11 protein-coding genes are annotated in these 12,358 nt (G+C 73.5%); 5 read left to right on the top strand and 6 right to left on the bottom strand.

What is annotated here, in order from left to right; translation table 11 throughout:
- The first annotated feature begins 44 nt into the window (after positions 1 to 44).
- Positions 45 to 1,148 carry a D-alanine--D-alanine ligase family protein gene (locus tag B207_RS0130970; protein ID WP_026311626.1) on the top strand — a complete coding sequence of 368 codons (1,104 nt, stop codon included), beginning with the start codon at positions 45 to 47 and terminating at the stop codon, positions 1,146 to 1,148.
- 83 nt (positions 1,149 to 1,231) lie between these two features.
- Here B207_RS0130970 and B207_RS0130965 read toward each other — a convergent pair whose 3' ends face one another.
- Both B207_RS0130965 and B207_RS0130960 read right to left on the bottom strand, forming a co-directional pair.
- Positions 1,232 to 1,693, bottom strand: a complete 462-nt coding sequence (locus tag B207_RS0130965) for a DUF3515 family protein (RefSeq protein ID WP_084692403.1) — start codon at positions 1,691 to 1,693, stop codon at positions 1,232 to 1,234.
- A gap of 115 nt (positions 1,694 to 1,808) precedes the next feature.
- Positions 1,809 to 2,042: an Lrp/AsnC family transcriptional regulator gene (locus B207_RS0130960; RefSeq protein WP_018640576.1), complete on the bottom strand. Its 234-nt coding sequence runs from the start codon at positions 2,040 to 2,042 to the stop codon at positions 1,809 to 1,811.
- A 210-nt stretch (positions 2,043 to 2,252) separates the two neighbouring features.
- Here B207_RS0130960 and thiD point away from each other — a divergent pair, with 210 nt between their 5' ends.
- Together thiD and murA are read left to right on the top strand one after the other, a co-directional pair.
- Positions 2,253 to 3,068, top strand: coding sequence for a bifunctional hydroxymethylpyrimidine kinase/phosphomethylpyrimidine kinase (thiD, locus tag B207_RS0130955; protein WP_026311625.1), 816 nt, complete (start codon positions 2,253 to 2,255; stop codon positions 3,066 to 3,068).
- A gap of 297 nt (positions 3,069 to 3,365) precedes the next feature.
- Positions 3,366 to 4,772, top strand: a complete 1,407-nt coding sequence (gene murA / locus B207_RS0130950) for a UDP-N-acetylglucosamine 1-carboxyvinyltransferase (RefSeq protein WP_018640574.1) — start codon at positions 3,366 to 3,368, stop codon at positions 4,770 to 4,772.
- A gap of 25 nt (positions 4,773 to 4,797) precedes the next feature.
- Here murA and B207_RS0130945 read toward each other — a convergent pair whose 3' ends face one another.
- Positions 4,798 to 5,805, bottom strand: coding sequence for an NAD(P)H-dependent glycerol-3-phosphate dehydrogenase (locus B207_RS0130945; protein WP_026311624.1), 1,008 nt, complete (start codon positions 5,803 to 5,805; stop codon positions 4,798 to 4,800).
- Positions 5,802 to 6,755: a lysophospholipid acyltransferase family protein gene (locus B207_RS36480; protein WP_154675743.1), complete on the bottom strand. Its 954-nt coding sequence runs from the start codon at positions 6,753 to 6,755 to the stop codon at positions 5,802 to 5,804. Before B207_RS36480 ends, B207_RS0130945 begins: the two co-directional genes overlap by 4 nt.
- Positions 6,756 to 6,951: 196 nt before the next feature.
- On the opposite strand from B207_RS36480, the gene cofC reads away from it, so the two are divergent.
- Together cofC and B207_RS0130930 are read left to right on the top strand one after the other, a co-directional pair.
- Complete coding sequence (gene cofC, locus B207_RS0130935; RefSeq protein ID WP_018640571.1) at positions 6,952 to 7,644, top strand: 2-phospho-L-lactate guanylyltransferase; 693 nt, start codon at positions 6,952 to 6,954, stop codon at positions 7,642 to 7,644.
- A complete protein-coding gene (locus tag B207_RS0130930) occupies positions 7,641 to 8,441 on the top strand; it encodes a cyclase family protein (protein ID WP_026311623.1) in 801 nt (266 codons plus the stop codon). The genes cofC and B207_RS0130930 overlap by 4 nt, the downstream gene beginning before the upstream one ends.
- Here B207_RS0130930 and B207_RS0130925 read toward each other — a convergent pair.
- A complete protein-coding gene (locus B207_RS0130925) occupies positions 8,417 to 10,816 on the bottom strand; it encodes a putative bifunctional diguanylate cyclase/phosphodiesterase (RefSeq protein WP_018640569.1) in 2,400 nt (799 codons plus the stop codon). The two genes, B207_RS0130930 and B207_RS0130925, sit on opposite strands and share 25 nt — an antisense overlap.
- Positions 10,817 to 11,314: 498 nt before the next feature.
- Entirely contained in the window at positions 11,315 to 12,322 is a 1,008-nt protein-coding gene (locus B207_RS0130920; protein WP_018640568.1) for a transglutaminase family protein, read from the bottom strand.
- Between the last annotated feature and the right edge of the window lie 36 nt (positions 12,323 to 12,358).

Raw genomic sequence — 12,358 nt, 5'->3', positions numbered from 1 at the left:
GGCCCCGTAGCGCCGGGCAGGCAGTCATCGGCTACTGTCCCGGCATGGGAGCCTCCACGCGCAGGACTCGGCTCGTTCTTCTGTTCGGCGGGCGCAGTACGGAGCACGCGATCTCGTGCGTGTCGGCCGGCGGAGTCCTGCGGGCTCTGGACCGGTCCCGTTATGACGTGATCCCGGTCGGTATCGACACCGAGGGCCGCTGGGTCGTCGTGCCCGACGACAGCCCCACCCTCACCGCGGCGGGTGCCGACCTCCCCGCCGTCGACGCGGCGGCCGGTCTGGGCGTGACTCTTCCGCCCGACCCGACCACCGCCCGCCTGCTGGTTCGTGATCCGGTCGCCACCCTGCGGGACCTGGGTCCCGTCGACGTTGTCTTCCCGCTCCTGCACGGACCGTTCGGCGAGGACGGCACCATTCAGGGCCTGCTGGAGATGAGCGGGCTGCCCTATGTCGGCTCCGGCGTGTTCGCGAGCGCCGCGGCCATGGACAAGCACCACATGAAGCGCATCCTGGCCGGCGCCGGGCTTCCGGTCGGGCCCTACAGCGTGCTGCGGCCGGAACAGCGCCTCACCGAGGAGGACCGAGACCGGCTCGGGCTGCCGGTCTTCGTCAAGCCCGCGCGCGGGGGCTCCAGCATCGGGATCAGCCGGGTCGACGCCTGGGCCGACCTGGACACCGCGCTGAAAGCGGCCCGCGCCAGCGATCCCAAGGTGCTCGTCGAGGCGGCGGTCGTGGGCCGGGAGATCGAGTGCGGTGTGCTGGACCGCCTGGACGGTTCGGGCCCGGAGGCCAGCGCACCGGCCGAGATCATGGTGACGTCGTCCGCCGGCTTCTACGACTTCGAGGCGAAGTACGTCTCCGACGGGGCCCGCTTCGACGTGCCTGCCACCCTGCCGGCCGCGCTGACCGAACGGGTGCGTGCGACGGCTGTCGCCGCGTTCGAGGCGCTCGACTGCGCGGGGCTGGCCCGGGTGGACATGTTCGTCACCGCTGCCGGGCAGATCGTCCTCAACGAGGTGAACACGATGCCGGGGTTCACCCCGATGTCGATGTTCCCGCGGATGTGGGCGGCCAGTGGCCTCGACTACGGGCCACTGGTGGACCGTCTCATCCAGCTGGCCCTGCGTGACGGCGCTGGTCTGCGCTGACCACGCGTGCCGCCGGCGTGGCAGGAGCAGAGACCATGGCCAGCCCGGGCAGGGGCACGGGCAGGCAGGGGCAGCCCAGCTGGTCAGGCGGTGGTGGCGCGGGTGTGCGCGCTGACGGGGGCAGCCAGCGCCACCAGGACCTCGAAGGCCTGCCGGTCCGCCGGCAGGGTGACGACGACCTGGGGCGCTCTGGTCGGGGTCGAGTACCGGATCCGGTCACCGAGGTCCTCCGAGAACCAGCCGACCCCGTCGACCTCGGAGAGCAGCGAGGTCGGCTGGTACCCGGCCGCGACACCCGAGGCACCGCAGGTGAGAACGACCGGATCCGGGCCGAACGCGGCCGCCGTGGCAACGGGAGGCTCCACCTCTCGGCGTTCGAGACCCTTGCCCAGCGAGCCGGGCAGGGCGCCCGCCAGCGCCGAACAGGCAGCCTGGTCCTCAGCCGCCGGGATGGGCACTCCGGTGATCGACACCGGGCCAGGCCCACCACAGGCGGTGAGCGACGCCGCCGCGAGACAGGCGAAACCGGCAAGGCGGGACGACAACGACCGTCCCCTCCGCCGCGCGCCGGCTCCTTCGCCTCGCACCCCGCGCTGCCCCAGCGACCCACACCGGCGCACGACGCCGTCGCCTCCCGTGGTTACGCTCAGTAGCCCGCCCTCAGAAGTGGACCACCGGACAGGTCAGGGTGCGGGTGATGCCGTCCACGGCCTGGACCCGGGACATCACGAGCTTGCCCAGGTCATCGACGCTTGACGCCTGTGCACGCACAATGACGTCGTACGGGCCGGTCACATCTTCGGCCTGGGTGACCCCCGGGATCTGCTCGATCTCCTTGGCCACCGATGCCGACTTGCCGACCTCGGTCTGGATAAGGATATACGCGTGTACCACAGACGCTCCCTCGTCGGACGTCGACAGCCCGTCGAGCAGACACGGGCTGACAGAAGGTAACAGGCAAACGGGCCGGATGAGAGGGTCTGAGGCGAGGAATTTGCTCTGATCGCCCGACTGACGCGGAGGAACCGCGCCCCACCGGCGATGAACTCGGCCTTTGGCGGCCTCTCACCCCCGCTCCCACCCGCACTGTGAGGATCCCCACGCATGACCCCATCAGTACGGCGGGTGCCCGCCCCGCCGCGGGTGCTGACCGTCGCCGGCTCTGATTCCGGTGGCGGCGCCGGCATCCAGGCGGACCTGAAGACGATGCTCGCACTCGGCGTGCACGGGATGAGCGCAGTTGTGTCGGTCACCGCACAGAACTCCGTGGGCGTGCATGGCGTCTGGGACCTGCCACCCGAGGCGGTACGCGCCCAGATCCGCGCCGTCGCCGACGACATCGGCCTGGACGCCGTCAAGACGGGCATGCTCTCGTCCGCGGCGCTCGTCGAGACCGTGGCACGCGAGCTGGCCACACTCGGGGTGCCCAGCGTCGTCGACCCGGTCGGCGTCTCCAAGCACGGTGACCCGCTGCTGGCTGCCGACGCGGTGGAGGTGGTTCGCTCCGAACTCCTTCCCCACGCCACCGTCGTCACACCGAACCTGGACGAGGTGCGCCTGCTGACCGGCGTGGATGTTCACAGCGAGGCCACGATGCGCCGAGCCGCCGAGGCTCTGCTCGCCTTCGGCCCCACCTGGGCCCTGGTCAAGGGCGGTCACCTGGCCGGCGACGCCGTGGACCTGCTCACCGACGGCTCGTGCGACGTCTGGCTACGCTCGACTCGGTTGCAGTGCCTTCACACCCATGGCACGGGTTGCACCCTCGCCTCCGCCATCGCCGCCCACCTGGCGCACGGGGCCGATGTCCCGACGGCGGTGCGGGCCGCCAAGAGATACGTGACCGGTGCGATCGCCGCGGGGTTTCCCCTGGGCGCCGGCATAGGCCCGGTGGACCATGCACACCTGACCCGGCACGCCTGACCCGCACATCTGGCCCGACGCTCGACTGACCCGACACTCGACGGACCCGCCGGCCTGCCGTTGACGGCAGCTGATGTTCCCACACCGCGAGATTCGAACATATTTTCGAATCGACGTCCAGCAGGCGCACCCGTGGGCCTCGCGGAGCCGATCCGGGCGTCTGATTGAATCTCCCCGGCCACAGCTGGAGCGCTCGCACAGCGGGCCCGGACGCACCATGCGATGTGACGCATCTCAAACCCTGGCGCAATCGACCCACCGTCGTGGAGGCAGCCCGTGAGGGAAACCAGTACCGGCATGATCACTCCCCCGGGCGCTGACCAGCACTGGTACACGATCGTCGGTGGCGCGCCACTGACCGGGTCCGTCGAGGTCTCCGGGGCGAAGAACTCGGTCACGAAGCTGCTCGTCGCCACCCTGCTCACTCCCGAGCCGTGCACCCTGACCAAGGTGCCGCGCATCGTCGAGGTGGACGTCGTGCTCGGCATGCTCGCCGAGCTGGGCACCCAGGTCGAATGGCTGGACGCGCACACGGTGCGGGTCGCGACGCCGCGAATCGTCGACGCGTCGCTCGCGGAGGCCTACTCCGGGGTCAACCGGATCCCCATCCTGATGATGGGCCCGCTGCTGCACCGGGTCGGCGAGGCGGTCGTCCCCCTGCCCGGAGGGTGCCGGATCGGCAAGCGCCCGGTCGACTTCCACCTGCGCGGGCTGCGCGCGATGGGCGCCGAGATCACTGAGCAGCTGCGCTCGGTCGAGGTCAAGACGCTGGGTCTGCACGGGGCGCACGTGACGCTGCCGTTCCCGAGCGTCGGGGCGACCGAGAACCTGTTGCTCGCGGCCGTCCGCGCCAAGGGCACCACGGTGATCTCCAACGCCGCAGTGGAGCCCGAGATCATCGACCTCATCCTGTTCCTGCAGCAGATGGGCGCGCTGGTCGACGTCGAGGTCGACCGCACGATCGTCGTACAGGGCGTCGAGGCCCTGCACGGAGCGACGCACGCGCCGATCCCCGACCGGATCGAGGTCGCCTCGTTCGCCGCGGCGGCGGTCGCGACGAACGGCCGGGTGGACGTCGTCGGTGCCCGCCAGGAGCATGTCGCCACCTTCCTCAACCACCTGCGCCGGCTCGGCGGCGAGTTCGAGGTCAGCCCGCACGGCCTGACGTTCCGGCGGGCGCGCGAGCTCACCGCGACCCACGTCCAGACCGATGTCCACCCGGGTTACATGACCGACTGGCAGCAGCCGCTGACGGTCCTGCTCACCCAGGCCAAGGGCGTGTCGGTGATCCACGAGACGATCTACGAGGACCGGTTCGGCTACACCCGCCAGCTCAACGAGATGGGCGCGGGCATCGCGCTGTCGACGATCTGCCTCGGCAGCAAGGGATGCCGGTTCGCCTCCCGCGACTTCGAGCACTCGGCCGTCGTCAGCGGGCCCACCCCGTTGCGCGGCACGGACCTGGAGATTCCCGACCTGCGGGCCGGCTTCGCCTATGTGATGGCCGCGCTCATCGCGGAGGGGTCCAGCCTGATCCGCGGCACTCGTTTCCTGGAACGCGGCTACGAGGACCCGGTCGGCAAGCTCCGGTCGATCGGTGCGCTGATCGAGACCCGACCGGCGGGCGCCCCCGCGTCGGATGCCGCCGCGGCCCCGGCGGCGGCGACGGCCCCGGCGACGGCCCCGGGCGCCGCGGCCGGCTGAGCGCCGCCGGCCGACTCTCCCGCGGTCAGGGGGTGCGGTACTCCGGGCCGGGCTCGCGGCTCATCAGGTCCTTGACCGCCTCCAGCGGCGGCAGGCCCTCGTAAAGCACCCGCTCGACCTGCCGGGTGATGGGCATCGACACGCCGAGGCGCTCGGCCAGGGCGAGCAGCGGCCGGCAGGAGCTGACCCCCTCGGCGACCTGGCGCTGCTGCGCGAGCACCTGGTCCAGGGTCATGCCACGGCCCAGCTTCTCGCCGAACGTCCGGTTCCGCGACAGTGGGGAGCCACAGGTGGCCACCAGGTCACCGAGCCCGGCCAACCCGGCGAACGTCATCGGCTCGGCGCCCAGCGCGGCGCCGAGCCGGGTGGTCTCGGCCAGCCCGCGGGTGATCAGCGAGGCCTGGCTGTTGGTGCCGAAACCCATGCCTTCCAGCATCCCGGCAGCGAGCGCGATGACGTTCTTCACCGCCCCGCCGAGCTCGCATCCGACGACGTCACCGTTGGTGTAAGGCCGTAGGTAGGGCGTCCAGCAGGCAGCCTGCACAGCGTGCGCAGTGGACGTCGAGGCGCTGGCGATCACGGTGGCGGCGGGATGTTCGGCCGCGATCTCGCGAGCCAGGTTCGGCCCGCTGACGACCGCGATGCGCTCCGGCCCGACCCCGGCGGTCTGCGCGATCACCTCGCTCATCCGCCGGCTGCTGCCGGCCTCGATCCCCTTCATCAGGCTGACGTAGACGGCCTGGGAGCCCACCAGCGGCGCCCAGTCGGTCAGGCAGGCCCGCAGCGCGTGCGACGGCACCGCCAGCACCACCAGGTCGGCACCGGGCAGTGCCTGCTCGGGACGGACCGTGGCACGGACGAGGTCGGGCAGCCGGACGTTCGCGAGGTACCGGGGGTTCACGTGACGGGCGTTGATCGCGTCCGCGATCTCCTGGTCACGGGCGACCAGTGTGACCCGGGCACCGGCGTCCCCGAGCACCTTGGCGAACACGGTGCCCCAGGAGCCGGCCGTGAGCACTGCCGCGCGCCTCACCCGCCGCCTCCGGGGCGGGCCGTCGACCCAGCGTCCGACCCGGTACCGGACGCGGTGCCGGCCTCTGTACCGGCTGCGGCTGTACCGGCCGCGGCTGCACCGGCCGCGGCGTCGGCCGGAGCCACCTGCAGGGGTGGGATGGCCTCCTGGCCCGGCCGGGGCATCACGGCCGGCCTCGCGGCACCGCGGATCCGCTCCAGTTCCGCGGTCAGGCCGGCCATCACCGCCTCGGTCACCTCGCGCAACAGCGGCGCCAGTCCGCCGGACCCGTACTCGCCGCCGGATTCCTGCTCGCCGCCGAACCCGTGCTCGCCACCAGCCGGCTGCTCGCCGTCGGTCGCCACGGTCGGCCTGAGCAGCGGTTCCGCCCGCGCGGCGAAACGGGCGAGGTCGACCGGCGGACCGGCATGGATCCGGATCTCGGGGCGGGCGAACAGCCGCAGCCGGCGCTCCCGCCCCCAGATGCGCTGGGCGCCCCACTGGGCCACCGGAACCACCGGTGCCCCGGTCGCGAGGGCGAGCCTCGCCACGCCGGTGCGCGCCGGCCTCGGCCAGTAGTCCGGATCGGTGGTGATCCCACCCTCGGGATAGATGACCAGGGCCCGCCCGGCCCACAGCGCCGCGATCGCGTCGCGCAACGCCTCCTGGGCGTTGGGATCCCGGCGGTGTACCGGGATCTGGCCGGCGCCGGCCAGCACATGGCGCAGGATCGGAACCTCCCACAGATCGCTCGTCGCCATGAACCGGGGATTACGCCCGGTGGCGTACACATAGTGCGCGAGCAGGGGTGGGTCCACTGTCGAGAGGTGGTTCGCGACCAGGATGACGCCCCCCGACCCGGGGATGTTCTCCTGGCCCGACCAGCGCCGGCGAGTCAACAGCCACGACAGCGGCCGGATGACGGCCGCGGCGAACGCGATCCAGAAACCTCCGTGCCACGGTCGTCTCATGAACGCGCAGTCTCGCTCAGTGCCGGGAACGCTGTCGAGTTCGCCTTCGTCCCGCCATGGCACGACATGCGCACGGCACACCACAGGCACCGGCCCCGGTGCTGGTGGAGCCGCTGACCTGCAGCGGCTCCACCAGCACCGCCGGGGACGCCCAAGGCCGGGCCCGCGAGGGCCGGGATGTCCTATCGTCGGCGCTGTGCAGCCCGCCGAGAGCACGCCGCCCTGGGTCGCGCTGGTGCCGCTGAAGCCGCTCGGAGCCGCCAAGTCCAGGCTGGACCATCCGGCGCGCCGCTCGCTGGCACTGGCGATGGCGCTGGACACCGCCGCCGCCGTCCTGGACGCCGGGAGCGACGCGGTGGGCGCGCTGATCGTCGTCACCGACGACCGCGCGGCCCGGGACGCGCTGACCGCCCTGGCCCGGGCGCGGGGGCTCGCCGAGCGCCTGCTGGTGACCACGGACGAGCCTCGGGGCGGGCTGAACCCGGCGTTCGCGCACGCGGCGGCACTCGCCCGCGTCCTGTACCCGGGCTGGGGCACCGCCGCGCTGTCCGCGGATCTTCCGGCGCTTCGCCCGCAGCAGGTGCGGCGGGCCCTCGCCGCCGCGCCCGCGGCCGGCCACGGCGTGCTGGCCGACGCGGTTGGTACGGGCACCGTCCTGCTCAGCGCCGCCGCCGGCACCGACCTGCATCCGAGGTTCGGCCCCGGCAGCTTCGCCGCACACCGGGATTCCGGCGCGGTCGACCTCACCCTGCTGCTCACCGACCAGGTGCCAGGCCTGCGCCGTGACGTCGACACGATCGCCGACCTCGCGGTGGCCCGGGCGCTCGGGCTGGGCCCGGCCACCAGCAGGGTCCTCGCGGCCGCCCCGTCGCCCCGCAGCGCGGCGTGAGGGATGTCCCGGGCCGGCCAGGTGGCCTCGGCGCGCTGCGGGTGGTGAGCCTCGCCCACGTGCACGACCCCGCGGTGACGCCGCTGTTCCCGGGAGATCCGGAGTTCACCCTGACGACGGCGGCGACGATCGAGCGCGACGGCTACTACCTCCAGCGGGTGTCCCGCGGAGAGCACACCGGGACGCACTGGGGGGCGCCCGGCCACTTCGAGCCCGGCGGCGCCCTCGCCGACGAGCTGTGCCCCGCCGATCTCTTCCTTCCCGCGGTACGGATCGATGTCCGCGCCGCCGTCGCCGCGAACCAGGACTACCAGGTGAGCACGGCCGACCTGGTGGCCTTCGAGCGTCGGCACGGGCGCATCCCGGCCGGTGCCGCGGTCATCGCCTGGACCGGGTGGTCGGACCGCTGGGGAACCGCGGCCTACCCGAACCTGGACGGGCAGGGCCGGATGCACCAGCCCGGTTTCAGCCCTGAGGCGGCCCGCTGGCTGATCGGGACGGGACGGCTCGGTCGGCGCGGGGCGCTCGGTTCGGACACCTTCGGACCCGATCCGGGCCTGGACACCACCTTCGTGGTCTCCCGGGAACTCTTCCATGAACATCGCATTTCCCTGGAGAACCTGACGAACCTTCAGGATCTGCCGGCGGCGGGGGCCTGGGTGCTCGCCGGCGGCACGGTGAACCGGGCCGGGTCGGGCTCGGCCGCCACCGTGTTCGGCCTGATCCCCCGGCAACCGTGCGCCGGCGGACGCCGGATCCGGACCGTCCGCCATCAGGATGGCCGTCGCCACCGCTGAGGCTCGTCCGCCCTGCCATCGCCCCCGGCCCTGCCATCGCCCCCGGCTCCGGCCCCGGCGGTGTTCTCGTCGATGCGGGCCAGGCCGGCCAGCGGACCCGGCCGGGCGAAGAGGAACCCCTGGCCGAGCTCGCAGCCGAGCCGGTCGAGCTCCACCAGCTGCGCCTCGCGTTCGATGCCCTCGGCGATCACGACCGCGCCGAGCGAGTGGGCGACGTCGATCATCGACCGCCGCAGGTTCGCGGAGCGGCTTCCGTCCATGGGCGCCTCGATGAGCGTGCGGTCCAGCTTGACGACGTCCACCGGCAGCCGGTGCAGCACCGCCAGGTTGGTGTTGCCGGAGCCCATGTCGTCCAGTGCGATCCTGACGCCGAGGCTGCGCACCTCCGACAGGACGTCCACCGCGGCGCCGAGGTCGGTGATCCGGCTGGTCTCGGTGACCTCGACCACGAGCCGCCGTGGGTCGAGCCGGCTCGCCGCGAGCACCCGGGCGACGCTGTCGCGCAGCCGGATGTCGGTGATGCGGCTGGCCGACACGTTCACGTGCAGGCGCAGCCGGGAGCCGCTCGGGTAGGCCAGGGCGACCTCGGTGCAGGCCCGGGTGAGCACCAGGTCGTCGAGGAGCCCGACCATGCCGCCGCTTTCCGCCGCGGCGACGAACGTGCCGGGTGAGACCGGCCCGCGGCCCGGATCCGTCCACCGGGCAAGTGCCTCGAGCGCGACCGGACGCCCGTCGCGCAGCCTGACGATCGGCTGGTAGTGGACGTCGAAGCCGGCGGACCTCCCGCCCCGGCGCAGCGCCGTGGCCAGCGCGTCCGCCAGATGCGCACCCGCGTCGGGCGAGGTCATCCCCGGCCGGTAGGTCACCAGGCGGTCCTTACCCGAGCACTTCGCCACCTGCACGGCCGTCTCGGCGTGCCGCAGCAGCGACTCCCCCGTCTCGTGGCTGCGCCGGGCCACGGCGAGCCCCACACTCGCGCGGATCGACCGCTGGCGACCGCCGACCGACACCGGATGGCGCAACGCGGCCAGCACCCGCTCGCCTACCACCTCGGGCGACTCGCCGCCGCCGGCGAGCAGCACGGCGAACTCGTCCGCGCCGACCCGGGCGACCAGGTCGGACGTCCGCACACAGTGCCGCAGCCGATGCGCGACGGTGCGCAGCAGGTGGTCGCCGGCAGCAGGCCCGAGGCTGTCGTTGAGGACGCTGAAGTCGTCCAGGTCGCAGTAGAGGACGGCGATGTCGGCGCCCGGGGCCGGAGCGCCGGAGCGCCGGCTGTCGGTCAGGGCACCGCGCAGCCGGTGGTGGAACAGCGCCCGGTTGGCCAGCTCGGTGAGCGGGTCGTGGAACGCCCGGTGGTGCAGCTCCCGCTCGGCGGCGTCGACACGCAGCACCAGCCGCCGCCCCGTGCGGGCGGCGGCCAGCCGGTCCGCGACCATGCCGGCGACCAGGGCGGCCGCCAGCCCGGCCTCGACGCCGTCGAGACGGTGGCCGCTGACGACGCCGGTGAGGACCACCGCGGCCGCGGCGCCGGCCAGCAGCGTGGGGACGGCCAGGAACGCCCGCCGCTCGGCCACCTTCGTGACAGCCGGGCGGCGGGTGGCGATGAGGATGAACGCGCACCCGGCGATCGGCACGACCCCGAGGAGGGCCGGGGGGGCGGCCGGCCCGGGGGTGCCCCGCAGCAGCGACGTCGACGCGGCGATCAGAACCAGCCCGACGGCCGCGGCGAGAATCCGGATCCGGTCGGTGAGCCGGCGCAGGGCGGACGCGTGGAAGGACGCGAGTACCAGCAGCATGGCGCCGGTCGGGTAGCCGAGCGCGACGGCGCGTTCCCACCCGTCCTGCGCCGTGGTCCGCAGTGCCGGGCGGATGCCCAGCGCCCAGCCGACGAGGATCACCGAGCAGGCCAGCAGAAACCGGTCCGCCAGCCCCCCGGCACCGCCGCCGGATCCTGGTGTCAGTGCGCCGAGAACGTTGGGGGCAGCGGGGGCGGAGCGGGCGGTGGCGGCGGTGAAGCCGCCGCCACCGTCACCGCGGCCACCATCGCCGGGAGGCCCGGCGGGCAGCGGGGGCAGATCCGGCTGGTCGGGCGGTCGGCGCGGTCGGGCGGTCGGCGCGGCCGCGAGCGCGGCCAGGGCAAGCACCGGCATGGTCAGATAGCCGGCGTCGGCGGGGGTGGGCCGGTGAGGGCGCTGGCCGTCCCGCCCGTCGATGACCCAGGCCGACTGGCCGGCGGCCCAGGCGACAAGGGCGGCCGCGACCCAGATCAGCCATCGGCCGCGGGCCCGTCCGAGCCGGCGGCCCGTCCAGACGCAGCCCGCCGCGGCGGCCAGACCTGCCGCGATCGCGACACCGTCGAGCAACAGCGGCACGCCCGCCCTCCTCCCCTGCGATCCGGTGGCCCGACCGGCTGTCCGGCCAGTCGCCCGGCCAGTCGCCCGGCCTCGGGCAGGCTCCCCCGCGCACGCCGGCCGGGCAGGGTCGGCCAGCTGCGGCGGAGGTCATGGCGGCTGGTCGGGGCTGACGGCGCGTCGCGGGCCGGCACCTCGGAGGTGATCCGGCCACTGCGAGGGGTCACTGACCGCGGCAGCCGGCCGCGGCACGCTCGTCGAAGTACTCCCGCGAACCAGGACATCCCATGCGTGGTCGACCATTCGACGCTGAGACACCAGCTCGGCGGAGAGCCCCACGCGTCACCGTATCTTGTGATCGGCCAAACACAAAGAGTGTCCACCTGTGGTGCGCGCGGCGCGTCGGTCCGCCTTCACCCCAGGTCACGGAGCTGGGGACCCCCAGATCGGACATCGCCTGCAGACATCCAGATCGGACGCCCGAACGAGAGGTGCGCGAACCGGCTGACGAGCTGCCCGTCACCAGCCCGTCCCCGACGCACCCCCGCCCCGCCGACGCACCTCGAGGACGTCCACCCGCTGGGTCGCGGTGAGGACGCCGCGGCCCGCGCCGACGTAGCGGCCCGAGGTGGGGGCGACGTCGTGATAGTCCCGGCCGACCGCGACCGTGACGTAGCGAAGGTCCGCGACCCGGTCATGGCAGGGGTCGAACGCCACCGCCGCCGCGGCCGCCCCACCGGGCGTCACCGCCGCCGGCCCGGACACCGGCACCGGCGAGGCGTCGGCCCAGGCTCCCAGCGGACCCACTCCTCCCGCCCGGAGGATGCCGGCCGGCACCACGACCTCCACCCAGGCGTGCGAGGCACCCTCACCGAGCATGTGCCCCGAGACGTAGCGGGCAGGGATCCCGACTGCCCGGCACATCGCGATCATGACGTGAGCCTGGTCCTGGCAGACCCCGCGGCCGCCGGTGAGAGCCTGGGCGGCGGTCGTACCCACATCCGTGCTGCCCGAGACGTACTCGATCCGCTGGTGCACCCAGCCGCAGACGCGGCGGGCCGTGGCCACCGGGTCGCCGCCGGCCAGCGAGCGGGCCGCGTCGATCATGGTGGTGGTGGGTGTCGTGAGCGGGGTGGGGGCGAGCAGCCGCCGGCTGCTCAGCACGGACGCGGGCAGCTCGGGCCAGCCGAGGCCCGCGAACCGTTCCACCACGAGGGTGATGTCGAAGTCCAGCGTCGGTGGGACCACGTCGACGCTGACGGTGGCGATCTGGAGGCCGTCGGGCCCACGAGCCCAGGTCGTCCGGGCGTCCGGGGCGGAGACCCGCAGGTCGACGGAGCGCCGCAACTGCCCGCCGTGGCGGGGCGGCGGCACGGCTATGAGGCGGTGTTCCAGGTCCGTCGCGAGGCCGTCGTAGGTGTAGCGGAACCGCTGGCGAACCCGGTAGGTGACCTGCTCGGCGCTGTCGAGATCACCTGGTTCGGGGGCGGCATCCCCCGCCGCGACCGCCTCGGATGCTCGCGCCACGCCCTCGATCGTCGCCCGGTCCTGTTTCCCGCCCGT

The organism is Parafrankia elaeagni (genome assembly GCF_000374165.1).
Taxonomy (GTDB): Bacteria; Actinomycetota; Actinomycetes; order Frankiales; family Frankiaceae; genus Parafrankia; species Parafrankia elaeagni.
Note: the sequence above shows the minus strand (reverse complement) of the source record. Positions and strands in the feature narration are given on the sequence as shown.

What these genes read in the sequence shown, in the direction of transcription:
- B207_RS0130970 (WP_026311626.1), top strand. Translation starts at nt 45, where the DNA reads ATGGGAGCCTCCACGCGCAGGACTCGGCTCGTTCTTCTGTTCGGCGGG.
- thiD (WP_026311625.1), top strand. Translation starts at nt 2,253, where the DNA reads ATGACCCCATCAGTACGGCGGGTGCCCGCCCCGCCGCGGGTGCTGACC.
- murA (WP_018640574.1), top strand. Translation starts at nt 3,366, where the DNA reads ATGATCACTCCCCCGGGCGCTGACCAGCACTGGTACACGATCGTCGGT.
- B207_RS36480 (WP_154675743.1), bottom strand. Translation starts at nt 6,755, where the DNA reads ATGAGACGACCGTGGCACGGAGGTTTCTGGATCGCGTTCGCCGCGGCC.